The organism is Hydrocarboniphaga daqingensis, from assembly GCF_900129825.1.
GTDB lineage: Bacteria > Pseudomonadota > Gammaproteobacteria > Nevskiales > Nevskiaceae > Hydrocarboniphaga > Hydrocarboniphaga daqingensis.
Genome location: NZ_FQWZ01000005.1, coordinates 210326 through 234766 on the forward strand (window position 1 = coordinate 210326; position 24441 = coordinate 234766).

The window sequence follows — 24441 nt, forward strand, 5'->3', positions numbered from 1 at the left end:
CCCGATCATTCAGCGGCCGTCGCTCGCGCGGCAAACTCGCGCTCGAGCTCGGCTTGCAGTTCCGCACGCAACACCTGAAATAGCTCGCGGTAGAGCCGCCCCTTGGGCACCGGCGCTTCGGCGTCGGTCACGTCGGCCAGCAGCCGCTGCTGTTCGCGACGCGTGTTGCGGATCAGCGCGCGCAACGGCTGCACCGCGGCGTCCGGAAACCGCGCGATCCAGTCAGTGACGGCCTCATCGTCGGCCAGCAGGCGCTCGCGCCAGCTCTCTGCCTCCTGCAGCAGCTTGCTCTGGCCGCGACGGTAGGCATCGATCGCGCGCCGGAACGGCTCGGCATCGGCCTCGCGCAGCAGCTTGCCGATAAACTGCGACTGGCGGCGAATCGCCTCGCGTGACGTCAGCCGACGCAGTTCGGCCAAGCCCTCCCGCAGGCGATCTTCCATTTCAAGGGCGCCAAGCAGCGGCAGCGGCAGCTCCATCAGCGCCAGCCCCAGCGTCTGCAGCTCGTGCATCGCCGCTTTGACCTGCGTCTTGCTCGGGCCGTAGTCCTGATCGTGGTCGTCACCGTCGCGGATCAGGTCCGGGCGCCAGTTGCTCTGTTTCTGCATGTTGTCCTGCCTGCTGATACTGCTTAAAAAGGCGCGCCGGACCCGCGGCGCGCCCAGGGCAGGCGGCGGAGATTACAGCGCCGGGTCGAGTTTGAGTTCGACGCCGGCTACCGGCTTGACCGGCTCGCGCGGCATGCGGATGTGAAACTCGGTCCCCTCGCCCGCCTTGGACTCGGCCCAAATCTCACCGCCGTGGTGGCGCACGATCTTACGGCAGATCGCCAGACCGATGCCGGTGCCCTCGTATTCGTCAGCATGGTGCAGCCGGCGAAACACGGCAAAGATCGTCTCGAGCTGATCGGCGGGCACGCCGATGCCGTTGTCCTTGACCATCAGATGCCAGTAACCGCCGTCAGGCCAGGCACTGACGCGCACCAGCGGCGCGACACCCGGACGCTGGAACTTGCTGCTGTTGTCGATCAGGTTCTGGAACAACTGCGTCAGCAGCCCGTGATCGGCCTTGACGTCGGGCAGCGCGTCGGCGACCAGCACGCTGGCACCGCGGCTTTCCAGCGTCGGCGCCAGCGCGGCGATCGCCTTGCGCACGGTCGTATCCAGCGGCGCGCGCACGAACGTTCCCTCACTACGGCCGACGCGCGACAGCGCCAACAGATCGGTGATCAGCGACTGCATCTGGCGCACGCCCTTGTCGATGAAGTCGAGAAACTCGACCGCATCTCCGTTGAGCTTGTCGCGATGCCGCCGGACCAGCAGCTGCGAAAAGCCGGCAACATTGCGCAGCGGCGCCTGCAAGTCGTGGCTGGTGATGTAGGCGAACTGTTCAAGTTCCTGGACGGCGCGCTTGTACTCCGTCAGCGAGCGGCGCAGATCCGCCTCAGCGCCTTCACGCAGCTTGATTTCCTCACGTAGCCGCAGATTGGCGGCCTCGAGTTCTTCGGGCGTGCGCATCGACAGCAACCGCGGAATCAACGGGATGATCGAAATCGCCGTGGCGATCGAAACCGCGGCAGTCAATGCGCGCTGGAAGCCTTGCAGCCAGTACACCGGCACCCAGATGACGACGATATCGAGCACGTGGCCCGCACCACACAGGATGATGAACGCAGCAAACAAGCCGACAGCCCAGCTGAACGACAACCTCCACGCGATGTGCCGGCTCAAGTAAATCAGCGCGACCGGAATCATGAAGTAAGCCAAAGCCACCAGTGCATCGGAAACCACGTGCAACAAGATTAGATTGGGCTGCTGCAGGTAACACACGCCGTGAGGCAGAAAGCTTCCACCCTCGACCATAACGCTCATAGCTTCTCCTAAGCTCAGCTCAGCCTATCCACTTCTTCGGGCATCCAGAACGCTTCGAACCCATCGGGCCCGCGGCAGATCCGCTCCAGCAGTCGTTCAGCACGCTCAGCGGGACTAAACAACTGCCCCTGCATCAGCGTGCAGCCCATGTCGAGCAGACTACGACGTTCCTCCATCGTCTCGACGCCGGTCACGATCAGCGGCAAGCCCAGCGCGGCAGCCGCGCCACGCATCGCCAATATTGACCGGTACATTGCACCGCATTCACCCTCCTCCTGCAGCGCACGCATCACGTGGCGACCAAGCTTGACGCCCGATAGCGGTAGGCTCGACAGCCATTTGAGTGCCTCACCGTCAGGACCGAACTGGTCCAGCAACACGCCAAAACCAAGATCCCGCGCTTGACGCATTCGCGCGGAAACGCTGTGGGACCGCTCGCCATCAAGCAGCACCACCGGGATTTCGAGGCGGACGTGTTGAGGATCGATACCGATAGCCAAGGCCGCCTCGCCGAGCGCGGCAAGATAGCTTTCATCGGCCAGTTCGGGCTCCCCCAAATTCAACGACAGCAAGCCCGGGTCCAAGCCGCTATCGATCCATTCCCGCCATTGCTGGAACGCCTTGCTCGCGACGTGCAGGCCGATGTCGCCACCAAGCCCGCTGGCGCCCGCCGCGCGCAGAAAATCGTCGGGGCTTTGGGTGACACCATCGCGCTCCCAGCGCAGCAGCACTTCAACTCCGAGGAAGCGACGCGTCTCGACGTCGACCCAAGGGTGGTACAGCAATGAAAAATGATCCTGCTGCAGGGCATCCTCGAGTTCCACACGAAACTCGGCGATCCGATCCGAGGCACGCAGCGCCAAGGTGCCATCGTAGAACGCCACGCCGCCTCCGGCACGCTTGGCTTCATACATGGCGCGATCGGCGCGCTCCATCAGCAGATGGATCGCATCACCATGCTGCGGATACAGCACGATGCCGACGCTGGCATCGAGTTCGATAGCGTGATCGCCGATCTGACGGATCGCCATCACCCGTTCGCGCAGGCGCCGCGCGCGCGGCCCTGGATCAAGGCGGCCCTCGACCTGGCGCATCAGCACCATGAACTCATCGCCACCAACGCGCGCGACACTGTCGACCGGCAGCACGGACTCGCGCAGGATCTGCGCCACGCGAATCAGCAGGTCGTCACCGACACGGTGTCCGTAGCGGTCATTGACCGCCTTAAAGCCGTCGAGATCCAGATAACACAGTGCGAACTGCTCGCCGGTCAGATGCGCCTGGGTCATCGACTGGCCGACCCGGTCGTACAACAACTCCCGATTGGCCAAGCCCGTCAGACTGTCGTGGCTGGCGCGATGAAACTCGCGGTAGCGTTGGTCCTCGAGTTCGTGCACATGCTTGTTGCGTTCGACGGCGTGCCGAATCAGCCGCAGGATCTTCGGGCCGTCAAAGTGCCCTTTAATCAAATACTCCTGCGCGCCGAGCCGGATCGCATCGGCTGCGATGCGTTCGTCGTCCATGCCGGTCAACACGACGATGGCGACGCGCCGGTCGATCGCGCGCAGCGCCTCGACATTGCCGACCCCTTGTCCATCGGGCAGGTTCAGGTCGAGCAGCACGCAAGTAAAGCTGTAGCGCCGCATCTCGGTCAGCGCATCGGCGAGCGTGCGGACCACGCGGATGATCACCGATTCCGGAATGGCAACATCCCGCAAGGTTTCGGTCATCAGTCGCGCGTCGGCGAGATTGTCCTCGACGAGCAGAATGCCGATCGGTTGACGGCGGGTGGGCATCGGTCAGTGACCGCCCGGCCGACCCGATAACTGCACGGAATCGAGCCAGAACTCCCGGATCAATTTCGCCAGACTCGAGAATTGGCTGATGTCGACCGGCTTGGTCAGGAAGGCGTTGGCATAGGCGTCGTAGCAGGAATCCACGTCGCTGGCGGCGCGCGATGTCGTCAACACGAGAACCGGGATTCGACGCAATGCAGGGTCTTGCTTGATCTGAGTCAGCACCTCGAGCCCGGAGCGGCGTGGCAGATTCAAATCGAGCAGGATCAGGTCGGGCCTCGGGCTATGTGTGTACTCATCGGTGCCCGCTACCATCTTCAGTGCCTGCTCACCATCGCGCGCGATCAGCAACGGGCCTGCAAATCCAGCTTCTTCAAGGACTTCGCAAGCGAGCCTGACGTCGGCGGGGTTGTCCTCCACCAGAAGGATCACCGGCTGTTGTTTGTTCAGGTCATCAGGCATGGCCACAACACTCATTCGATTCGTCAGCCGAGGCCGCAACAGCCTATCCGTACACCGGTCATGGCGCCATCATAGGCAGCCGCCGAGGCCGATCCCCTTAGATAAAACATCGTCGCGCAACCGCTCATGGCCTCTCCAGCCGCCGTTGGTCCTTTTCCGTGAATCACGACTCAGTTTCACCCGGCCACACCTCGCTCGCGGCACTCAACGCGGTGGCCGGCGCGGCTGCATTCGCGCTAACCGGGGCCTGCATCAAGGCAGCGGCAGTCTCGGCCGGAAACGAACAGATCGTATTCATTCGAAACGCCGTCAGCTTTGCCGTGCTGTTGCCGTGGGCGCTGCGCGTTGGTCGTTCGGGTCTACGCACCAACCGCGTTGGTGGCCATCTGTGGCGCGCGGCGCTGGGTGTTGCGGCGATGTACTGTTTTTTCTACGCGATTCCGCGGCTGCCGCTGGCCGAGGCGATGCTGCTCAACTATGCCTCGCCGTTGTATCTGCCGTTCGTTGCGTGGCTCTGGATCGGCGAGAAGCCGTCGGCGACCGCATTGGCGGCTGCATTGACCGGCGTCGCAGGCGTGGCACTGATCGTCCGCCCCGGATTGGCAACGGAGGCCACGCCGGCCGCGATCATCGGCGGCTTGTCGGGACTGCTGGCCGCGTCGGCCATGGTCAGCATTCGGCGCATCGCCGATACCGAGCCGACGGTGCGGATCGTGTTCTATTTCGCTGCCTGCTCGACGCTGCTGTCGCTGCCAGCGCTGCTGTGGGCTTGGAAGCCGTTGCCGGCCCAAGCTTGGTTCCCGCTGATCGGCGCCGGTCTGACCGCCACGCTCGGGCAACTGGCGCTGACGCGTGCCTACGGGCTGGCGCCGGCCGCTCGCGTCGGGCCGTACACCTACACCTGCGTGCTGTTCTCAGCGGCGATTGGCTGGTGGTTCTGGGACGAGTCGATCGATGCCCTGTCGATGCTGGGCGGCGCCATCGTCATCGGCAGTTGCATCCTCGCCAGCCTGCGCCGCTACGAACCCAGGCTCGACGAGTAGCCTTGCGATCGTGACCGCCGTCAGGGGTTTGTGATCAGGTTCTGCAGCGCGTCCCAGCCCAAGATCGCAACCCCAAGCTTTTCAGCCTTGGCCAGCTTGGAGCCGGCGGCCTCACCGGCCAACAGATAGTCGGTGTTCTTCGACACGCTGCCCGACACCTTGCCGCCGTGGCTTTCGATCAGCGCCGACGCTTGCTCGCGGCTGACACCAGGCAAGGTGCCGGTGATCACGAACGTCTTGCCGCTGAAGACCCCGGTCGCGACCGCCTTGGGCGCCGGCCAATGCACACCGGCCTGGACCAGTGCCGAGATCACGTCGCGGTTGCGCGGTTCTGTAAAAAAGTGGACCACATGCGCGGCGACGGTAGGCCCGACGTCGGGCACTGCGCGCAGCAACGGATAGCGGTCTTTGAGCTTGAGGGCTGCATCGAACTCACCCTGGGCATCGCTGTCCACGGCGCCGTAAAGTGCGTCGAGGCTACCGAAATGACGGGCCAGATCGCGCGCGGTGGTTTCGCCGACCTGCGGGCAACCGAGCGCAAACAGGAAACGCTCGAAGCGCGTACTGCGACTGCGATTGATCGCCTCGACGACGTTGGCCGCCGATTTCTCGCCCATCCGCTCCAGGTCCATCAGCACGGCCGCATCGAGGTGATAGATGTCGGCAGGCGATTTGACGTGTCCCGCGTCGATCAGCTGAGCCAACAGCTTGTCGCCAAGGCCCTCGACGTCCATGGCCTTGCGCGACACGAAATGAACCAGCGCACCGTGTAGCTGCGCGCGACACGACAGTCCGTTGGTACAGCGGGCAACGACCTCGCCTTCGACGCGTTCGACCGCACCGCCGCAGACCGGGCAGTCAGCCGGCAGCCGCACCGGATCGCGACGCTCGTGTTCGGTGCGCGCCTCGTCGTCGTCAACGACAATACGGACCACTTCGGGAATCACATCGCCGGCACGCCGGACGACGACCCGGTCGCCGGCCCGCACGTCCTTGCGCTCGACTTCGTCCATGTTGTGCAGCGTGGCGTTGGACACGTTGGCGCCGCCGACGAACACCGGCTTGAGCCGCGCCACTGGCGTCAGGGCGCCGGTACGGCCGACCTGGAACTCGACGCTCTCGAGCAGCGTCGTCGCCTCTTCTGCCGCGAACTTGTAAGCACAGGCCCAGCGCGGCTCTCGCGACACCGAACCCAACTCTTCACGCGCGGCCAAGTCGTCGAGCTTGAACACCACGCCGTCGATGTCGAAGCCGAGCCCCGAGCGGCGCTCGCCGATGCCGGCGAAGTACGACAGCAAGCCATCAACGCCGTGGACCGTGGCAATCAACGGGGAGACGGGATGACCCCACTCCGCCAACTGCGACAACACCTGGGCGTGCCGACGCGGTGCGGACCAACCCTCGCTATAGCCGACCGCGTATGCGTAGAACGCCAAAGGACGCCGCGCAGTGACGCGCGGATCGAGCTGGCGCAAGCTACCGGCCGCCGCATTGCGTGGGTTGACCGGCGGCTTGTCGCCGCGACGACTGGCTTCCTCGACCCAGCGACGAAAGCCATCAAGCGGCAGATAGACCTCGCCGCGCACCTCGACCAAGTCCGGCGCAGTGCCACGCAACTGCAATGGAATCTGGCGGATCGTCCGGAGATTGGCCGTGATGTCCTCGCCCGTCTCGCCGTCACCGCGCGTCGCCCCCCTTACCAGCACGCCGTGCTGGTAGATCAGCGACACCGCCAGACCGTCGAGTTTGGGCTCGGCGACGTAATCGACGGCGTCGACGTCGAGCGTCTGGCAGACACGGCGATCGAAATCGCGCAGCTCGGCTTCGTCGGCGCATTTGCGCAGCGACTGCATCGGCAGCTGATGACGGACGGCGGCAAACTCGCGGGATGGCGCGGCACCGACGCGCTGCGTCGGCGAATCCGGCGTCAACAACTCGGGGTGCGCTGCTTCAATCTGCTGCAGTTCGGCAAATAGCTCGTCGTACACCGCATCCGACACCTTCGGATCGTCGAGCACGTAGTAGCGATGGTTGTGTTCATTCAGCTGCTGGCGCAGCTGCCGCGCACGTTGCTCGGGCGTCATCCCGCAGCTGCGCTCAAACCTGGGCTGCCCGCGCCCAAGCCTCGACGTCGGCTTGCAGCGCACGCATCGTCTCCGAGCTCAGCGGCTGCTTCTTGCTGTCGTAGACCTCGGCATTGAGCGCGCGGGCCAGAGCCTGTGTCGTCGCCAGCATGTCGTGGAGCGCATTGAGCGGCTTGACCGGACCCGGCAGCACCATGAAGGCCGACAGGCCCGGCGTCGAGAACTGGGTCGCCTCGGCTGGCAGCAGCACGCCCGGCTTGGTCAGGCTGGCAACGGCAAACACCGATTCGTTGCGGGCCAGCCGGTGATAGATCTGCTTGGCGCCAAACACCAGGCCCTGTGCCGCCAGTGCCGAATGCAGCTTGTTGCCGGTGATCACGCCGCCGTTGCGCTCGACGATCAGCAGCGCGACGATTTTTTGCTCAACCGGCGGTGGAAGCGGCGCGGCGGTGCCCGCGGCCGCTGGCGTTGCCGACGGCGCGGAACGAACCCAGGCGGGCACGCTGACGGGCGGCGCCACATCGCTAGGCGTCGATTCGTTGGCCGGCGCCGCAGCGGCCGGGTCAGCGCCGCTCGGCGTCGCATCAAGCAGCGGGGCCGTGCGCCGCCGCGGACGACCCACACCGAACTCGTCGTACTGCTTGCCGGTCAGCGGGTCCAGTGTCGGGTCGACGATCGATGCCGGCGCCGCGGAAGGAGACGTGGGCTCGGCTGCAACCGGCTTGATCGACGGGCGCAGCAGCGGCGCAGCATCGTGTGCCGGCTCCGAGCGACGGGCGGGTCTGGGCTCGGACACCGACTCGGCCGGACCGATGTCGTCGACGGGTGCATCGTCGAAGATATCGAGTTGCTCGCGAACGGGTTCGGCACTGGTTCGGCTCGGCGGCGCTTCGGCATCCGCGGGACGCGGCTTGGCGGCACGGCGCGGCAGCGGATCGGCATCACGATCACGACGGCTGATCACGACGACGGCGACGACGATGACGACGCTCAGAATCAGCAGCGCCCACTGCAATGCGCTCATTCCCATATGCCTCGATGCTGGGTCGTTGGGGGGTTCATTGTGGCACTCACCCGGTCAGGTCCGGAACGGCTGCACTTCTGGCGCGGGCGCTTTGCCGTCCGAACCGACCATCTCGACGGCCTGCGATACGTCGACGCTGACCAAGCGCGACACGCCGGGCTCCTGCATCGTGACGCCATGCAGGTGCGACGCAAGCTCCATCGTGATCTTGTTGTGCGTGATGATGATGAACTGCACGTTCTGCGACATTTCGCGGACGATCTCGCAGAAGCGGCCAACGTTGGCGTCGTCGAGCGGCGCGTCGACTTCGTCCATCAAGCAAAATGGCGCCGGGTTGAGCTGAAACAGCGCCAGCAGCAGCGCAACGGCCGTCATCGCCTTCTCGCCACCCGACAGCATCTGGATCGATGAATTGCGCTTACCAGGAGGCCGCGCCATCACGCGCACGCCGGTGTCGAGCAGGTCGTCGCCGGTGAGTTCCAGATACGCCTCGCCGCCGCCGAACAGTTTCGGGAAGCGGTCGCGGAAGATCGTATCGACCTGGTCGAACGTCGTCTTGAAGCGGTCCTTGGTCTCGATGTCGATCTTGCGGATCGCCTCTTCGAGCGTGTCGAGCGCCCCGCTGAGGTCCGCGTTCTGATCGTTGAGATACTTTTCGCGCTCCTCGGCTTCTTGCAGTTCCTGGATCGCCGCCAGATTGATCGCACCGAGCCGGTCGATGCGCCGCAGCGTCGACGCGAGCTTCTCCTCCCACGCCGATAGCTCCGCATCGTCGGCCAACGCGGCCACGATTGCGTCGCGCTCGAAGCCGCCTTCGGTGCAAGCCTCAACGATCTGTTGCTCGATGCCCTCACGTCGGGCGCGCAGGTTTTCAAAGTCCAGACGCGCCTGCTGCAGGGTTTCCTGCGCCGCGTCCTTGGACTGCTCGGCTGCGCGCAGCTTCTGCTGCGCGGCAACCAACGCGGCTTCCAATCCGGCCAGCGCTTCGCGTGTCACGCGCAAGGTATCGCGCGCGGCCGCAACGCCTTGGCGCGCAGCGTCGAGCTCGGCACTTTGCTCGCCCAGCGGCGCCTCAAGCTCTTCGGCTTCACGCTCGCGGCCGCCGCGCTGGTGCTGCAGCATCTCCTGGCTTTCGGCCAGGTCGTGCAGGGTCTGGTTGAGCGCGCTGATCGCGCTGCGCCGCCCGGCCAGCTGTACTTGCACCGTGTTTCGCGACTGCGTGGCTTGCGCGACTGCATTGCGCAAGCGGCCAACGCCATCGCGCGCGCGCGCCACCGTCTGTTGCAGCTGTACGCGCTCTTCACGGAGACGCTGCGCGATCGCCTCGAGTTCGCCGAGCTTGGCGCGGGAGGCTCCCAGTTCTGCAGCAGCTTGTTCGCGCTGTTGATTCAAGGTGTCGATTTCGCGACCCAGTGACTCGATGCGCGACTGGGTTTGCTCCAGCCGCACGACTTGCGCCTGTCGAAACGCGAGGCGCTGCGCATGCCGGCTGCGGGCGTGCTCGAACCGGGGTGCCAGCTCGCGCCGCTCGGTTTCGAGTTGCTGCTGACGGCCCCTCAGCTCAAGCAGTTCCTGTTCGCGAAGTTGAAGCAGGCGTCCGTGCTCGTCGACCTGCAACCGCAGTTGCTTGAGCAACTGTTCGCGAGCGATCACGCCGCCGCGGTCCGAATCGCGGCGCGGATAGCGGCTCCAGCCCTGCCCGGCCCAGATGCCCGAGCGAGTCACCACCGACTCGCCCGGTGCCAGCGCGTTGAGTCGGTCGGCGGTCAGCTCGGAGTCTTCGATGCTGTAGATGCCGTGCAGCAACTCGAGCAGCGCGGCCGGCCCTTGCACTCGGGCCGTTAGCGCACGCGGATCGCGTGTCGCAACGCCGGCGTGTTCGTACAGCAAGGCCGCGCCGGTCTTCGGCAGGCTCGCGGAATTTTCGGTTTGTCGCTGCGCCTGCGACAGCAGCGGCGCCTGCAACCAGCCTTCGAGCACGTGTTCGACCGCCGCTTCCCAGCCGGACTCTACGTTCAGTACCGTGGCCAAACGGGGAGCCTGATCGAAGCCGCGCTGCTTGAGCCAGCCGTTGAGCTCGACGTCGTCCTGCCGCAGTGCCGCTTGCTGCAAGGTTTCCAGCGATGACAACCGGCCGCGTGCCGACTGCAACTGCTGCCGGGTTTCGTGCAGCGAGGCTTCTAGGCCCGAGCGCTGTTCGCGCAGTGCTTGTAGCTCGCGGTCAACCGTCTGCAGCCTGGCCTGATACTCGGCCTGCTCGGCGCCCAGTGTTTCGAGGTCGAGGTCGGCTTCGGCGACCGATTCCTGGATCGGCGCCGCGTCGAGCGTCGAGCGCTCGGCATTCAGGCGCTTCAGGCGCTCGTCAACTTGAACCAGCGCGCGCTCCAAGCCCTGCAGACGCACGCGCTCGCCTTCGGTCTGGAACAGCGGCGCTTCGGAACGCGTTTGGAACTCGTCCCAAATGGCCTGCTGTTCTTGCTGCTCCGCTTCAGCCCGCGCGAGTTCGGATTGCGTGTCCGACAAGGCACGCTCGGACTGCTCGGCCTGCGCTTCGAGTTGCTGAACTTCGCGGGCCAGCGACTCCATGCGCGCGTTTTCGGCGTTCCGGCGGCGATCAAGCTCTGCCAACTGTCGGGTAATCTGGTCCAGCTCTTTGAGCTTGAGTGACTTCAGTTCGCGAGCATGGCTGAGGTTTTGCTCCTGTCGCGCCAGGCGCGCCTCGGCCTCGTAGACCTGAGTCTGGTCGTGCGACAACCGGGTTTGGGCATCGCGCTGAGCGGTTTCGGCCAGTGCCCGAGCGCCGTCGGCGTCATTGATCGCCAGCCGACGAGCATCCAGTTCGGCTTGGAGTTGGGCGATCGAGTCTTCGAAGCCTCGGCTCTGATCCAGCAGCGCGCGTTCGCGAAGAACCAGAATGTCGGCCTTGAGCGTGCGTTCCTGCTGCTTGAATTCCCGGTACTTTTCGGCGTTGGCTGCCTGCTTGCGCAGCACTTCCAGCCGGCCGTGTAGCTCGCTGCGAAGGTCCGACAACCGCGACAGGTTTTCCCGCGTCTGACGGATGCGGCTTTCCGTCTCGCGGCGGCGCTCCTTGTATTTGGAGATGCCGGCCGCTTCCTCCAGCCACGTACGCAGCTCTTCGGGCTTGGCCTCGACCATCCGAGACACCATGCCCTGCTCGATGATCGCGTACTGATTCTTGCCGCCCAGGCCGGTGCCCAGGAACAAGTCGGTGACATCGCGCTTGAGACACTTGCGACCGTTCAGGTAGTACTGGGAGTTGCCGTCACGCAACAACTCCCGTCGCACGGCGATTTCGCTGTAGGCGGCAAACGGTCCGGTGATCTGTCCGTCGCTGTTGTCGAACGTCAACTCGACCATCGCCCGGCCAACCGGCTTGCGCGACTTGGAGCCGTTGAAGATCACATCTTCGGAATCTTGCGTCCGCAGCTGCTTCTGGCTCGCCTCGCCGAGCACCCAGCGGACGGCGTCGATGATGTTCGATTTGCCGCAGCCGTTCGGACCGACGACGCCGGTCAGATTGGCAGGCAGAGGCAGCTGGGTCGGGTCGACAAACGACTTGAAGCCGGCCAGCTTGATACCGGATAAACGCATCGAATGTATCGGTCGGGGATGAAGTCAGCGCACGGCGGACCCGCGGCGTTAGACCCATAGTGTAAATTACGCGGCCCTATTTGTTTGCCGGCAACCCCGGCGCCTCTCCCTATGCCGCTTACGCCGAACAGCACCCGACCCAGCACCGAGCTGGAAACGTTCCCCAACCCGAATCCGGGACGCGACTTCGTGATCCGGATGCGGATGCCCGAATTCAGCTGCCTGTGCCCGAAGACCGGCCAGCCGGACTTCGCAACGCTGTATCTGGAATACATCCCGGAGACGCTGTGCGTGGAACTCAAGTCACTGAAGCTCTACATCTGGAGCTTCCGCGATCAGGGCACGTTCCACGAAGCGGTCACGAACAAGATCTTGGATGACTTGGTCAAGCTGCTGCAGCCGCGCTATGCCCGACTGACGTCGGACTTCGGCGTCCGCGGCGGCATCTACACCCATGTGGTCGCCGAACATCGTGCGACGGGCTGGACGCCGGCACCGCCGGTACTGCTGCCCGAAGCGGAGTGGCGCAAACAATAAGCAGTCGCTGCAACCACGGCTTGCCCCGGTAGCGGGGCAAGCCTCAGGCGGCGCGGCTGCGGACCGGCGGTGCCAGCATGGCTTCCACGTCCGCCAAGGTCAGCCATCCGCCTTCCAGCGTGCCGCGGATCACCGATACCGGCGCCTCGGGCTCACCCAGACCGTCGAGTACCAGCCTCGCCTTGCTGAAATCATCGTCGAGCGTGTTTTCGTTGCGGGTGATGATTGTGCAGATGCCCGCCGAGGTCGCGGCTTGCAAGCCCATTGCAGAATCTTCCAAGGCCACGCACTGCCATGGCTTTAGGTCGAGCTGATTCATTGCGTGCAGATACGGATCGGGCGACGGCTTCTTGGCTGCCACGTCGGCGCCGCTGACGATCAGATCCACCTGTTCGGCCAGACCCGGCATCGCATGATTGAGCACGGCGTTCAAGCTGTCATGGCTGGCATTGCTCACCAGCGCCACTTTGACACCCGCCGACTTGGCTTCGGCGATCAGACGCGCGACTCCCGGACGCAGCGGAACCTTGCCCTTGCGGACAAATGCGCGGAAGTAACGACTCTTGAGTTGATGAACACGGTCGACCCACGCCGCTTCGTCGTGGCGAGCCGCATCGGCCTGCGCGCCGAGTTCGGGCTGGTAGTGCCTGAGGTAGTACGTCAGCCGCTCACGGCCTCCGGGCAGTGCCAGCAGCTTGCGGTACAAACGGCTGTTCCACCGGAAACGCAGGCCAAGCGACCGGAACGCCTGGTTGTAGGCAGGTCGGTGACCATGGCTTTCGGTGTCGGCCAGCGTCCCGTCGACATCGAGTAACAGCGCTCGAAGGCTCACGGCGACGGACTGCGGCGAGTAGCGGGAGCAGAGAACCGGAAAACGGTACTCCACTCCTCTATAGAGGAAGGCATGCGAACATCGACTGGAGACAATTCGATCATGGTAGATCAAATCGGCTTAACCGTGCCTTTTCTGTAGCGTGCACGTCTACCTGTGCCATTGCGTTTCAGCGCCGGCTGTCGGCCATCCGAGGAACAAAACAGATTGATCGAATCGACTTACCGCGGCCGCTTCGCCCCCACGCCCTCCGGCCCTCTGCATCTGGGTTCGCTCCTGACGGCGCTTGCAAGCTATCTGGAGGCCCGCCGGCACGGCGGCCGATGGCTGCTCCGGATCGACGATCTGGACACCCAACGCATCGCCGCTGGCGCCGAGGCGCAGATACTCCACCAACTCGAAAGTCACGGACTCGAATGGGACGGCCCGATCCGGCGCCAGTCCGAGCACATCGAGGAGTACCAGGCAGCTCTGGATTCTCTGAAACGTCAGGGAGCGCTGTACGGCTGCCGGTGCAGCCGGGCCGTGCTCGCCCAATCATCGCTTCCGGGCGCCGACGGGCCGGTTTACTCGGGGCACTGTCGCCAGCTTGGCCTGGTCGAAGGCGATCTGGCACTGCGCGTCATCGTGCCCGGACAACAACTGCGGTTTCTGGATGCGGGTCAGGGCATGCAGCATCGCGACTTGGCTCGCGACATCGGTGACTTCATCGTGCGGCGCCGCGACGGCATTATCGCGTACCAGTTGGCTTGCGCCGTTGATGAACACGTCCAGATGATCAGCCATGTGGTGCGTGGCGCCGATCTGTTGGGCTCGACCTTCATGCAACTGCTATTGATGCAGCGGCTACGACTACGCGAGCCTCGCTACCACCACCTGCCGATCTTGGTAGATCGCGAGCAGCGCAAGTTAAGCAAGCAGAATCACGCCCTGGCCATTCACTCCGCCGACGCAGGGCTCAATTTGTTCCGCTGCTTGGAATGGCTCGGTCAGTCGCCGCCACCCGCACTGCAAAAGGACCCGGCTCGGCTGATCATCGGCTGGGCCTTGGCTCACTGGGATCTGTCTCAGGTCCCCCGACAGGCGGCGATCGAACCCCGAACTTTGTAGCCAGCGAGGCACTGGCCTATTCTTCACGCACTGCAACATAAAGCATGGTCACTGAATGACTGACGTCCGCATCATCAAGAAGTATCCGAATCGCCGCCTATACGACACGGAGATCAGCCGCTACATCACGCTTGAAGAGGTGCGGCAGCTGGTACTCCAGAACATTCGTTTCCGTGTCGAAGACAAACGCAGCCATGAAGACATCACGCGGAGCATCCTGCTTCAAGTCATTGCCGAGCAGGAACAAGGTGGCGACCCGATCTTCACCACCGACCTGCTGATATTCATCCTGAGGGTCTACGGCGACCCGATGCAGGGCAGCATCAGCCGGTACTTGGAGCTATCCATTCGGCTCTTTTTGGATCAGCAAAGCAATTTCACCGAGCAGCTACGCGGCATGCTGGGTCAAGCTCAGCAACCGCTGCAGATGCTCAAAGAGCTCGCAGACCGTCAGGTGCCCATCTGGCGCAGCGTGCGAAAGGAATTTTTGAAGAACCTGAGCCGTCCTAAGCCGCCGCAAAGCTGAGCTTGGCATGTCACGTGCTTCATTCGATGAAAGAACGGGTTCAATACAAGCGCTACAGTACAGTCGTACACAATGTGGCGCTTTTCTATTGACGGATAGGTAAGTTAGCGATACAGTTCAATTCACCAGCGCCCATAACGCCAAAGCCCGACAACATCGGGCGACGTTGTCGGGCTAAGGGTCTCCTCCAGGAAGGCTACGCGCCTTCCTCGCACCTTGCCCCCGGAATCCGGGGGTTCTTTTTTTGGCGGGCGTCTCGTGCGGTAAATGCCGAGATATCTATTTAGTTGATACCCGCGATAGGCTGAAATGATTGTGCCTAGTCCAGACTGATGAATCAAGCTTTTTTGACACATTCGCTTGTTTTTTCGGCCAATCGCCCCCTTCAGCAACGACAAAGCACCCGATAGTCGTTGACACACTGGTAAGTTATCCGTATATTGCACTGCAACAAGACGCCATCTGCAGCAGCGGCCAAGTCCGAGCGCGATTCCAGTCTAGAGTCTCCTCCAGGAAGGCTTCGCGCCTTCCTCGCACCTTGCCCCCCGGCCTCCGGGGGGTTCTTTTTTTGTGCGCCATTTTTTGCGGTGTCAGCTCGGCTCATTTATGCCGAGCATCAGCGCCAGCTCCTGTAAGCCCTGCTAGTGCAACCGGCAGTCGACGCCTACACGGTAACGTCATGCGGCAAAAGAAAACCCGCGGATCTTTCGATTCGCGGGTTTCTAACGACTAGCGTATCTCGGTCCGGCTGTTACTCGGCCAGGTCGACTGCCTTCATCGACAGTCGCACGCGACCCTGCTTGTCAACCTCGAGCACCTTGACCTTGACGATCTGACCTTCCTTGACCACATCCTCAACCTTTTCGACGCGCTTGTCGGCGAGCTGGGAGATGTGAACCAGCCCATCCTTACCGGGCAGGATCGTGACGAAAGCACCGAAGTCCATCAGCTTGGCGACCTTGCCTTCGTAGATGGCGCCAACTTCGACGTCCTTGGTCAGCGAGTCGATTCGAGCGATGGCAGCATCAGCAGCCTGCTTGGTGATTGCCGCAATCTTGATCGTTCCGTCATCGGCGATGTCGATCGAGGTCCCGGTTTCTTCGGTGATGCTGCGGATCGTGACGCCACCCTTGCCGATCACTTCGCGGATCTTGTCCGGGTGAATCTTGATCGTGGTGATGCGCGGCGCAAAGCTCGACATCTCCTTGCGCGGTTCGGGCAGAACCTGATCCATCTGATCCAAGATGTGCAGCCGGGCTTCCAACGCCTGAGCCAGCGCCTGCTTCATGATCTCGCCGGTTACGCCGGTGATCTTGATATCCATCTGCAGCGCGGTGATGCCATTGCGCGAGCCGGCCACCTTGAAGTCCATGTCGCCGAGGTGATCTTCGTCGCCAAGGATGTCGGTCAGCACCGCATATTGGCTGCCTTCGAGGATCAGACCCATCGCGACACCCGCAACCGGCGCTTTGATCGGCACGCCCGCATCCATCAGCGCCAGGCACGAGCCGCACACCGATGCCATCGACGATGACCCGTTCGATTCAGTCACTTCGGACACGACGCGCACCACGTACGGAAAATCCGTCTCGAGGTCGGGCATCACACCGGCAACACCACGCTTGGCGAGCCGACCATGGCCGATTTCGCGGCGCTTGGGCGCATTCAGACGACCGGTTTCGCCGACGCTGTACGGAGGAAAGTTGTAATGCAGCATGAACGCATCGCGCCACTCGCCTTCGATGCTGTCGACGAGCTGGGCATCTTTTCCAGTGCCCAGCGTCGCGACCGCCAGCACCTGCGTCTCACCACGCGTGAACAGCGCGGAACCATGCGTGCGCGGCAGCACGCCGGCACCGATGCTGATCGGACGGACCGTGCGGGTATCGCGGCCGTCGATACGCGGATGGCCGCCGATGATGCGGTTGCGAACGACGCGCGCTTCCAGATTGAAGAACGCGTCCTTGACCGCGCCTTCCTCGAAGCGAGCGTTGTCACCCGAGCAAAGCGCAGCAATGATGTCCTTGCGCACCGCGTCCACCGCGTCGTGACGGGCCGACTTGTCGGTGACTGCGTAGGCCGAGACGACACGCGCCTCGTAAGCGTTGATCGCGGTGGTCAGCTCGGTCGCTTCCGCGGCCGGCTGCCAGTTCCAACGGGGGCGGCCGGCTTCGGCGACCAGCTCGTTGATCGCATTGATCGCGACCTGCATTTCAGCGTGGCCGAACAACACGGCGCCGAGCATCACATCTTCCGGCAGCTGCTTGGCTTCGGACTCCACCATCATCACGGCCGTCGCGGTACCGGCCACAACCAACTCCAGCTCCGAGGTCTTGAGCTGCGTGGCCGTCGGATTGAGGATGTACTGACCGTTGGCATAGCCAACCTTGGCTGCAGCGATCGGGCCCTGGAACGGAACACCCGACAACGCCAGCGCCGCCGATGCGCCCAGCATCGCCGGAATATCACCTTCGACTTCCGGATTGAGCGACATCACCATCGCGACGATCTGGATTTCGTTGTAGAAACCCTCGGGGAACAGCGGACGGATCGGACGGTCGATCAAGCGCGACGTCAGCGTTTCGCGCTCGGTCGGGCGACCTTCGCGCTTGAAGAACCCACCCGGGATACGGCCGCCGGCGTAGGTACGCTCCATGTAGTCAACCGTCAGCGGGAAGAAATCCTGACCGGCTTTGGCTTCTTTCTTGGCAACGACGGACACCAGCAAAACGGTGTCGTCGACATTGATCGTCACGGCGGCCGTCGCTTGACGAGCAACGTGTCCGGTTTCGATGGTCACATTGTGAGAGCCGTACTTGAAGCTCTTCTTGATCGGTGTCGCGGGGGTGGCGGGAATCGCCATAGGAGTGCTCACTTTTCTAGTTTGAAAGCTCAGGAGCGCATTGCGCTGCGCCTGCTGGGACGACCAGGAACTGCGGAAACGACAATGGGGTCATGCGCAATGCCAGCCCGCGGCGATGGACTCGCCTTGCGGACCGGGCATCGCATGACCCCACGGGTGAAGCGGGAACGCGACCGGCTGGATCAGCGGCGCAAGCCCAGTTCACCGATCAGCTTGGTGTAGCGCGCTTCGTCCTTGCGCTTCAGGTAATCCAGCAGGCTACGACGCTGGTTGACCATCTTCAGCAGGCCGCGGCGGGAATGATGATCCTTCGCGTTCTTTTCGAAGTGGCCGGAGAGGTCGGCAATGCGGGCGGACAGCAGGGCCACCTGAACTTCCGGGGAGCCGGTATCGCTCTTGCCGCGCGCGTACTTCTCGACGACGCTGGCTTTCTGTTCAACGCTGAGGGTCATTCTAAAAAACTCCGAAAACGTGTCTAAAGCTCTAACAAAGTCCGTAATTGTAGCCTCCCTGGGAGGCAGTCACAAGTCGCGGCGTTAATCAGGTGTCGGCAGCAGCCAGCGCTCTGGTGCCAGCAGGCCATCATCAAGGACGCGCGCCATTCCGCAAAGTCGGTCGCGTGCGTCAACCACCGCGATCCGCCCCGGCGACAGCCCGGGAATCCGCAAGCGACGCCCTCCCAACAGCAGCGCCAACTGGGTTTCGTCAGCCTGCCAGCGCGGCCAATCGGCAAGACCGGCCAACGGCGGCGTTAACAGCGCATCCAAAGCCGACTGCCCCTGCTCTGCCGCATGATGCAGTGCTTCGAAGCTGAGCATCGGCGTCGGCGCCGCAAACGGGCTGGCGCCGATGCGCCTCAACGCCCCCAGATGCGCCTGCTGTCCGACGGCAGCCGCAATGTCTTCCGCTAACGTGCGGATATAGGTGCCCTTGGAGCACACGATATCCAGGTCCAATCGCCCGGAAGCGTAGTCGATGACGTCCAGGCGATGAATCATGATCTCGCGCGCCGGCCGGTCGACCTCTTGCCCTGCACGCGCCAGATGATAAAGCGGCTGGCCTTGATGCTTCAGCGCCGAGTGCATCGGCGGAACTTGCGATATCGGGCCGCGAAACCGCGGAAGCACATTTTGAATATGCTCGAGCGTTACGTCTGACGGGTCGGATTGCTCCCTGACCTGTCCTTCGCCGTCGCCGGTCGTCGTGCTGACACCGAGTACGACGCTGGCGTGATAATGCTTGTCACCGTCGAGCAGCAAGCCACACAACTTGGTGGCTTCCCCGAAGCAGACCGGCAACAGACCCGTCGCGAGCGGGTCGAGGCTACCGGTATGGCCCGCGCGCTCTGCGTTGTAGAGCCTGCGGACGCGCTGCAAAGCCTCGTTGGAACTAAGGCCCAACGGCTTGTCGAGCAGCAGGATGCCGTCGATACGCCGCCATTTGGATCGAACCCGCCGCCGATTCACGCGTCGCTGTTGTCTTCGCCGTCGCGATTGCGGGCATTGCCCTCATCGCTCCGAATCGCTTCTCGTATGACCTGACTCACACGCGTGGCTTGCACCAGCTGCATGTCGCCGACGAAATGCAAAGCCGGGATATGTCGCAGCTTCAGACGACGCCCCAAGCCGAAACGCAGACGCCCGCTCGCGTGGTTCAGCACCTTGGCCGCTTCCGGAATGCGCTCGTCTTCGCCCATCACGCTGATGAACACGCTGGCGTTGCGCATGTCGGGCGACGAGTCGACGCGAGTCACCGTGACGTTGCTAACGCGCGGGTCAGTCAGCTCGTCACGAATCAACCCCGTCAGCTCACGCTGAAGTTGGATGTTGATTCGCGACTTTCGGGAGTATTCCTTCGGCACCGGCCCTCGACTCAGATCTGGTTCGTACAGCTCAAGCGTCGGCCTTGACGGTGCGGCGGACTTCGATGCGCTGGAAGCACTCGATCTGGTCACCCGCCTTGACGTCGTTGTAGTTCTTCACGCCGATGCCGCATTCGGTACCGGCTTCGACCTTCTGAACGTCATCCTTGAAGCGGCGCAGCGACTCGAGCACACCCTCGTACACCACCGTCTGGTTACGCAGCACGCGGATCGGCAGGCTCTTCTGCACCGAGCCCTCGATGACCAAGCAGCCGGCGATGTTGCCGAGCAGCGAGCTGCGGAACACATCGCGAACCTGGGCGATGCCAACGATCTGCTCGCGCGTCTCGGTACCGAGCAAGCCCGCGATCGCACTGCTGACGTCGTCGATCACCTCGTAGATGATCGAGTAGTAGCGGACATCGACGCCGGAATCCTGAATGCGCTTACGAGCCTGACTGTCGGCACGGACATTGAAGCCGATGATGATCGCCTTGGACGCCAGCGCCAGATCGACATCAGACTCGCTGATGCCGCCGATGCTCGAGGTCAGCACGTTGACCTTGACCTCGGCGCTGGGCAGCTTGCGCAGCGCGTCGGACAAGGCTTCTGCCGAGCCCTGCACGTCCGTCTTGATCATCAGGTTCAGCTGCTTGGCATCCGGGCCTGCACCGTCGCCCATCTGCGCGAAGATCTGATCCATGCGCACCGCCTGCGACGAGGCCAGCTTCTGCTCGCGCATCTTCGACTCGCGCAGCAACGCCAGCTCGCGGGCTTTGCGCTCGTCGGCAACCACGACGACGTCGTCGCCGGCATCGGGCACGCCCGACAGACCGAGTACGGCAACCGGAATCGACGGACCCGCCTCTTTAACGGGGCGCCCCGCTTCGTCGAACATTGCGCGGACGCGGCCAAAGTGCGGGCCGGTCAGAATCACGTCGCCCTGCTTCAGCGTGCCGGCACGCACCAGCACGGTCGCCACCGGACCCCGTCCCTTCTCCAATGAAGATTCGACGATGGTGCCGCGAGCGGGCACGTCGATCGGCGCTTTCAGTTCCAGCACTTCGGCCTGCAACAGGATCGCGTCGAGCAGGTCATCGATGCCCTGACCGGTCATCGACGAAACGCCGACGATCTGTACGTCACCACCGAAGTCTTCGGAGACGACTTCTTCCTTCAACAGGTCATTCTTAATGCGGTCAATTTTGGCGTCGTGCTTGTCGATCTTGGTGACCGCCACGACCATCGGCGCGCCTGCGGCGCGCGCATGCTGAATCGCTTCACGCGTTTGCGGCATCACGCTGTCATCGGCCGCAACGACCAGCACGACGATGTCGGTGATCTGCGCGCCGCGAGAACGCATGCGGGTAAACGCGGCGTGACCCGGAGTGTCGAGGAAGGTGATGACACCTTTCTCGGTCTTCACATGATATGCGCCGATGTGCTGCGTAATGCCGCCGGCCTCACCTGCAGCAACACGGGTCTTGCGAATGTAGTCGAGCAACGACGTCTTGCCGTGGTCGACGTGCCCCATGATCGTCACCACCGGTGCACGAATCACCTGCGGTACGTCCAGCTGCACGCCGGCGACGGCCTGCACCAGGCTGTCCTCGATATCGGTGGCCTTGCTGAGCCGGACCTTGTGGCCGAGTTCCTCGACCATCAGCGCAGCGGTGTCCTGGTCGATCGTTTGATTGATCGTGGCCATGACGCCGTTCTTCATCATGATCTTGATCAGCTCGGTCGCCTTGACCGCCAGACGGTTGGCGAGCTCACCGACGCTGATCGCTTCTGGCACTTCGACTTCGCGAACCACGGGCGCCATCGGCCGCTCGAACGTATGCGCATTATCGACGCGCACCTGTCCAGTAGGCTTGCGCTTCTTCTTATCGCGCTTGCCGCCCTTGCCTTCTGCAATGTGCAGCTCCGTACGACCGCGACCGCGATCACGATCGCGATCACTGGTGGTTGTCGTCGGCGCCGGTCGATCGGCCACTTTCTTCACAGCCGCTGTCGGAGCCGCGACCGGCGGCGGAGGCGGATTGGCCGCCATCAAACGCGCCGCCTCGGCCGCACGGGCGATATTTTCCTGCGCACGCCGCCGTGAATTCTCAGCGTCCATGCGGGCACGGTAGATCGGGTCCGACTTCATCCGTTCCAGGTGCTCGAGGCGGACGCGTTCCGCTTCATCCTGCTCGGCCTTAGCCTTGGCTGCCGCTTCGATACGGGCTTGTTCCGCCGCAGCCGCTGCAATCCTCTGCGCCTCGGCCTCGGCTTCGGCTCGCGCCTTGGCCTCCGGGTCCTCTACTGGAGCGGGCTCGGACTCCGGCTGGACTTCAACAACCGCCTCGTCCGCCGCAACCGCAACATCGTCGATCGGAGTCGGATGGTCAGAGTGCGCGACCTCGTCAACTGCAGTCTGCACCGCTTCGTCGATTGGACCGGCAACGTGCGACGAGCTGACTTCTTCGATATCCGACTGAAGGAACGTCCGCTTCTTCCGAACTTCGATGCTGACGGTTTTCGTCGGTGCGCCGCGGGCGCCGCCAAGGCGGAGCTCGGTGGTTTCTTTACGCTTGAGCGTGATCGACGGACGCGGTGCGCCCGGCACCGCGGAACCGCTGGCACCGACTGACGGCGCTCCTACGGGTGCCCGGGTCTTGGTGCGCAGATAGCCCAGCAACGCCAGCTTGTCGGCGCCGCTGATCGGCGACTTGGCGTTGTCGACGGAGACGCCCGCTTCCTTGAACTGCATGAGCAACTCGGCGACCGGCCGCTTCAGCTCATCTGCGAAATCTTGAACGGTAATGGACATGAATCCTCGTCTCGTATCGGGTGCGCCAGGTCAGGCGTACAGCTTCTGACGTGCGGCCATGATCAGCGCTTGGGCGCGGTTCTCGTCGAGCTGCACGGTTTCGAGCAGCTCGTCGGTCGCCAGATCGGCTAGGTTTTCGGCGGTGATGATGCCGGCCTCGGCAAGCAGGTAGGCGGTTTCTTCGTCCATACCGTTGATCGCCAGCAGATCATCAGCCGGCTTGACCGAGGCGGCGCGCTCGGCCTTGGCGATGGCCTTGGTCAATAGCACGTCACGCGCACGGTTGCGAAGTTCCTCGACGATGGATTCGTCGAATTCTTCAATCTTCAGCAACTCTTCGGTCGGCACGTAGGCCACTTCCTCGAGACTGGTGAACCCTTCGTCGACCAGCACACCGGCCAACTCGGCATCGACATCGAGTTCCTGCATGAAGATATCGAGGATGCCGCGGTTCTCTTCGTCCTTCTTGGATTCCAGGTCACCGGTCGTCATCACGTTCAGCGTCCAACCGGTCAGCTCGGATGCCAAGCGGACATTCTGGCCGCCCCGTCCGATGGCCTGAGCCAGCTTGTCCTCGGCAACACCGATCGACATGCTGTGCGCGTCTTCGTCGATGACCACGTTTTCCACTTCAGCCGGCGACATCGCGTTGATAACGAACTGCGCGGGATTCTCGTCCCACGGCACGATATCGACGCGCTCGCCCGCCAATTCGTTGGACACACTCTGAACGCGCGATCCACGCATGCCGACGCAAGCGCCGACTGGATCGATGCGTTTGTCCTTGGCTTGAACGGCAATCTTGGCGCGCAGCCCGGGATCACGAGCAGCGCCCTTGAGTTCGATCAGCCCCTGCGCGATTTCCGGCACTTCCAGCTTGAACAACTCCATCAGGAATTGCGGCAAGGTGCGGGACATGAACAGCTGCGGGCCGCGGACCTGGGGTCCGACGTCGTACAGATATCCACGGATACGGTCGCCTGGACGGGCCGGCTCGCGCGGAATCATGTGCTCGCGCGGAATGATGGCCTCGGCGCTGCCACCAAGATCCACGATCACAGCCCCGCGCTCGAGGCGCTTGATCAGACCGGTCAACAGCTCGCCGATGCGATGCTTGTAGGCTTCCACCACTTGGGCGCGCTCAGCCTCGCGCACCTTCTGCACGATGACCTGCTTGGCGCGCTGTGCACCGATGCGGCCAAAGTCGATTGAATCGATCTTCTGCTCGATGACCTCGCCCGGCTCGATATCCGGATAGTCCTTGCGGGCATAGCTCAGCTTGATTTGACGCTCGGGGAACTCGAAGTCTTCGCTATCGTCCTCAAGCACCGTCCAGCGGCGATACGACTCGTAGTCGCCGGTGTTCTGATCGATCGACACGCGAACGTCCGACTCATCGCCGTAACGCTCCTTGGTCGCCGACGACAAGGCTGCCTCAAGTGCAGCAAAGATGGTCTCTTTATCGACGCCTTTCTCATTCGAGACGACGTCGGCCATCAGCAGGATGTTTTTGTTCACGGCTTCCCCTTGTCAAAATCCGGGATCAGTCGGGCTCGTTCGATCGTCGCGTACGGCAGCACGACGTCGCCAAGTTCGGTGGTAAGAGTGACGGCCTCATCGCTGGAACCGGCGATCACTCCGGTGTAGCGCTTGCGACCGTTGACGGGAGCCAGTAGTTGCACCCGCGCTTCCTCGCCCGCAAAACGGACGAAATGTTCCGGACGTGTCAACGGACGGTCCAGCCCTGGAGACGAGACCTCTAGCTGGTAGGGCGAACTGATCGGGTCCTCGACATCGAGGACGCCCGCCACTTCACGACTCACGGCCGTGCAGTCTTCGACGGTGATGCCTTCAGGAGAATCAATGAACAGGCGCAACATTGCGTAGCCGGTCGACGGAGCAAACTCCAGCAACACCAGCTCGTAACCCAGATCCGTGATGACCGGTTCCAGAAGCTCCTGCAGACGATCTCTCAGCAAACCCGCTCTCCTGCGTCACGAGGACG

The 24441-nt window shown here is 63.2% G+C and carries 19 protein-coding genes; 4 read left to right on the forward strand and 15 right to left on the reverse strand.

Going from position 1 to position 24441, the window contains the following annotated elements:
• Positions 1-5: 5 nt before the first annotated feature.
• The 4 genes from yjgA to BUB09_RS11580 all read right to left on the reverse strand — a co-directional run bounded on the left by yjgA (position 6) and on the right by BUB09_RS11580 (position 4129).
• Entirely contained in the window at positions 6-608 is a 603-nt protein-coding gene (yjgA, locus tag BUB09_RS11565; RefSeq protein ID WP_072897853.1) for a ribosome biogenesis factor YjgA, read from the reverse strand.
• A gap of 72 nt (positions 609-680) precedes the next feature.
• A complete protein-coding gene (locus BUB09_RS11570) occupies positions 681-1871 on the reverse strand; it encodes a sensor histidine kinase (protein ID WP_084083379.1) in 1191 nt (396 codons plus the stop codon).
• Between the two features lie 14 nt (positions 1872-1885).
• On the reverse strand, positions 1886-3667 hold the full coding sequence (locus BUB09_RS11575) for a putative bifunctional diguanylate cyclase/phosphodiesterase (RefSeq protein WP_072897857.1): 1782 nt from the start codon (positions 3665-3667) through the stop codon (positions 1886-1888).
• A gap of 3 nt (positions 3668-3670) precedes the next feature.
• Positions 3671-4129, reverse strand: coding sequence for a response regulator (locus tag BUB09_RS11580; RefSeq protein ID WP_072897858.1), 459 nt, complete (start codon positions 4127-4129; stop codon positions 3671-3673).
• A gap of 158 nt (positions 4130-4287) precedes the next feature.
• Between BUB09_RS11580 and BUB09_RS11585 the strand changes: the two genes are divergently transcribed.
• Positions 4288-5172, forward strand: coding sequence for a DMT family transporter (locus BUB09_RS11585; RefSeq protein WP_084083380.1), 885 nt, complete (start codon positions 4288-4290; stop codon positions 5170-5172).
• 20 nt (positions 5173-5192) lie between these two features.
• Here BUB09_RS11585 and ligA read toward each other — a convergent pair whose 3' ends face one another.
• From ligA to smc, 3 genes are read right to left on the reverse strand one after another with little or no spacing between them, the layout of a single operon-like run.
• Entirely contained in the window at positions 5193-7256 is a 2064-nt protein-coding gene (gene ligA / locus BUB09_RS11590) for an NAD-dependent DNA ligase LigA (protein ID WP_072897875.1), read from the reverse strand.
• 13 nt (positions 7257-7269) lie between these two features.
• Complete coding sequence (locus BUB09_RS11595; protein ID WP_072897876.1) at positions 7270-8280, reverse strand: cell division protein ZipA; 1011 nt, start codon at positions 8278-8280, stop codon at positions 7270-7272.
• A 54-nt stretch (positions 8281-8334) separates the two neighbouring features.
• Positions 8335-11892 carry a chromosome segregation protein SMC gene (gene smc, locus BUB09_RS11600; RefSeq protein ID WP_072897878.1) on the reverse strand — a complete coding sequence of 1186 codons (3558 nt, stop codon included), beginning with the start codon at positions 11890-11892 and terminating at the stop codon, positions 8335-8337.
• Between the two features lie 111 nt (positions 11893-12003).
• Here smc and queF point away from each other — a divergent pair, with 111 nt between their 5' ends.
• On the forward strand, positions 12004-12429 hold the full coding sequence (gene queF / locus BUB09_RS11605; RefSeq protein ID WP_072897879.1) for a preQ(1) synthase: 426 nt from the start codon (positions 12004-12006) through the stop codon (positions 12427-12429).
• Positions 12430-12472: 43 nt separating this feature from the next.
• Here queF and BUB09_RS11610 read toward each other — a convergent pair whose 3' ends face one another.
• Positions 12473-13261: an HAD-IA family hydrolase gene (locus BUB09_RS11610; protein ID WP_072898030.1), complete on the reverse strand. Its 789-nt coding sequence runs from the start codon at positions 13259-13261 to the stop codon at positions 12473-12475.
• Positions 13262-13468: 207 nt separating this feature from the next.
• Here BUB09_RS11610 and gluQRS point away from each other — a divergent pair, with 207 nt between their 5' ends.
• Together gluQRS and phaR are read left to right on the forward strand one after the other, a co-directional pair.
• Positions 13469-14371, forward strand: coding sequence for a tRNA glutamyl-Q(34) synthetase GluQRS (gene gluQRS / locus BUB09_RS11615; protein ID WP_175550183.1), 903 nt, complete (start codon positions 13469-13471; stop codon positions 14369-14371).
• Between the two features lie 55 nt (positions 14372-14426).
• Positions 14427-14897 carry a polyhydroxyalkanoate synthesis repressor PhaR gene (gene phaR / locus BUB09_RS11620; protein WP_072897881.1) on the forward strand — a complete coding sequence of 157 codons (471 nt, stop codon included), beginning with the start codon at positions 14427-14429 and terminating at the stop codon, positions 14895-14897.
• Between the two features lie 751 nt (positions 14898-15648).
• On the opposite strand, the gene pnp is transcribed toward phaR, so the two are convergent.
• The 7 genes from pnp to rimP form a co-directional block, all read right to left on the reverse strand.
• Positions 15649-17760: a polyribonucleotide nucleotidyltransferase gene (pnp, locus tag BUB09_RS11625; protein ID WP_072897882.1), complete on the reverse strand. Its 2112-nt coding sequence runs from the start codon at positions 17758-17760 to the stop codon at positions 15649-15651.
• Between the two features lie 182 nt (positions 17761-17942).
• Positions 17943-18212, reverse strand: a complete 270-nt coding sequence (gene rpsO / locus BUB09_RS11630) for a 30S ribosomal protein S15 (RefSeq protein WP_072897884.1) — start codon at positions 18210-18212, stop codon at positions 17943-17945.
• Between the two features lie 84 nt (positions 18213-18296).
• A complete protein-coding gene (gene truB, locus BUB09_RS11635; protein ID WP_072897885.1) occupies positions 18297-19226 on the reverse strand; it encodes a tRNA pseudouridine(55) synthase TruB in 930 nt (309 codons plus the stop codon).
• A complete protein-coding gene (gene rbfA / locus BUB09_RS11640) occupies positions 19223-19621 on the reverse strand; it encodes a 30S ribosome-binding factor RbfA (RefSeq protein ID WP_072897887.1) in 399 nt (132 codons plus the stop codon). Before rbfA ends, truB begins: the two co-directional genes overlap by 4 nt.
• 31 nt (positions 19622-19652) lie before the next feature.
• Complete coding sequence (gene infB / locus BUB09_RS11645; RefSeq protein ID WP_072897888.1) at positions 19653-22436, reverse strand: translation initiation factor IF-2; 2784 nt, start codon at positions 22434-22436, stop codon at positions 19653-19655.
• Positions 22437-22466: 30 nt separating this feature from the next.
• A complete protein-coding gene (gene nusA / locus BUB09_RS11650; RefSeq protein WP_072897890.1) occupies positions 22467-23954 on the reverse strand; it encodes a transcription termination factor NusA in 1488 nt (495 codons plus the stop codon).
• Positions 23951-24415 (reverse strand): ribosome maturation factor RimP, encoded by a 465-nt coding sequence (gene rimP, locus BUB09_RS11655; RefSeq protein ID WP_072897891.1) that lies wholly within the window; start codon positions 24413-24415, stop codon positions 23951-23953. The genes nusA and rimP overlap by 4 nt, the downstream gene beginning before the upstream one ends.
• Between the last annotated feature and the right edge of the window lie 26 nt (positions 24416-24441).

Excerpts from the sequence above, each read along its gene's own strand:
- yjgA (WP_072897853.1), bottom strand. The coding sequence starts at position 608 with ATGCAGAAACAGAGCAACTGGCGCCCGGACCTGATCCGCGACGGTGAC.
- BUB09_RS11570 (WP_084083379.1), bottom strand. The coding sequence starts at position 1,871 with ATGAGCGTTATGGTCGAGGGTGGAAGCTTTCTGCCTCACGGCGTGTGT.
- BUB09_RS11575 (WP_072897857.1), bottom strand. The coding sequence starts at position 3,667 with ATGCCCACCCGCCGTCAACCGATCGGCATTCTGCTCGTCGAGGACAAT.
- BUB09_RS11580 (WP_072897858.1), bottom strand. The coding sequence starts at position 4,129 with ATGCCTGATGACCTGAACAAACAACAGCCGGTGATCCTTCTGGTGGAG.
- ligA (WP_072897875.1), bottom strand. The coding sequence starts at position 7,256 with ATGACGCCCGAGCAACGTGCGCGGCAGCTGCGCCAGCAGCTGAATGAA.
- BUB09_RS11595 (WP_072897876.1), bottom strand. The coding sequence starts at position 8,280 with ATGAGCGCATTGCAGTGGGCGCTGCTGATTCTGAGCGTCGTCATCGTC.
- smc (WP_072897878.1), bottom strand. The coding sequence starts at position 11,892 with ATGCGTTTATCCGGTATCAAGCTGGCCGGCTTCAAGTCGTTTGTCGAC.
- queF (WP_072897879.1), top strand. The coding sequence starts at position 12,004 with ATGCCGCTTACGCCGAACAGCACCCGACCCAGCACCGAGCTGGAAACG.
- phaR (WP_072897881.1), top strand. The coding sequence starts at position 14,427 with ATGACTGACGTCCGCATCATCAAGAAGTATCCGAATCGCCGCCTATAC.
- pnp (WP_072897882.1), bottom strand. The coding sequence starts at position 17,760 with ATGGCGATTCCCGCCACCCCCGCGACACCGATCAAGAAGAGCTTCAAG.
- rpsO (WP_072897884.1), bottom strand. The coding sequence starts at position 18,212 with ATGACCCTCAGCGTTGAACAGAAAGCCAGCGTCGTCGAGAAGTACGCG.
- infB (WP_072897888.1), bottom strand. The coding sequence starts at position 22,436 with ATGTCCATTACCGTTCAAGATTTCGCAGATGAGCTGAAGCGGCCGGTC.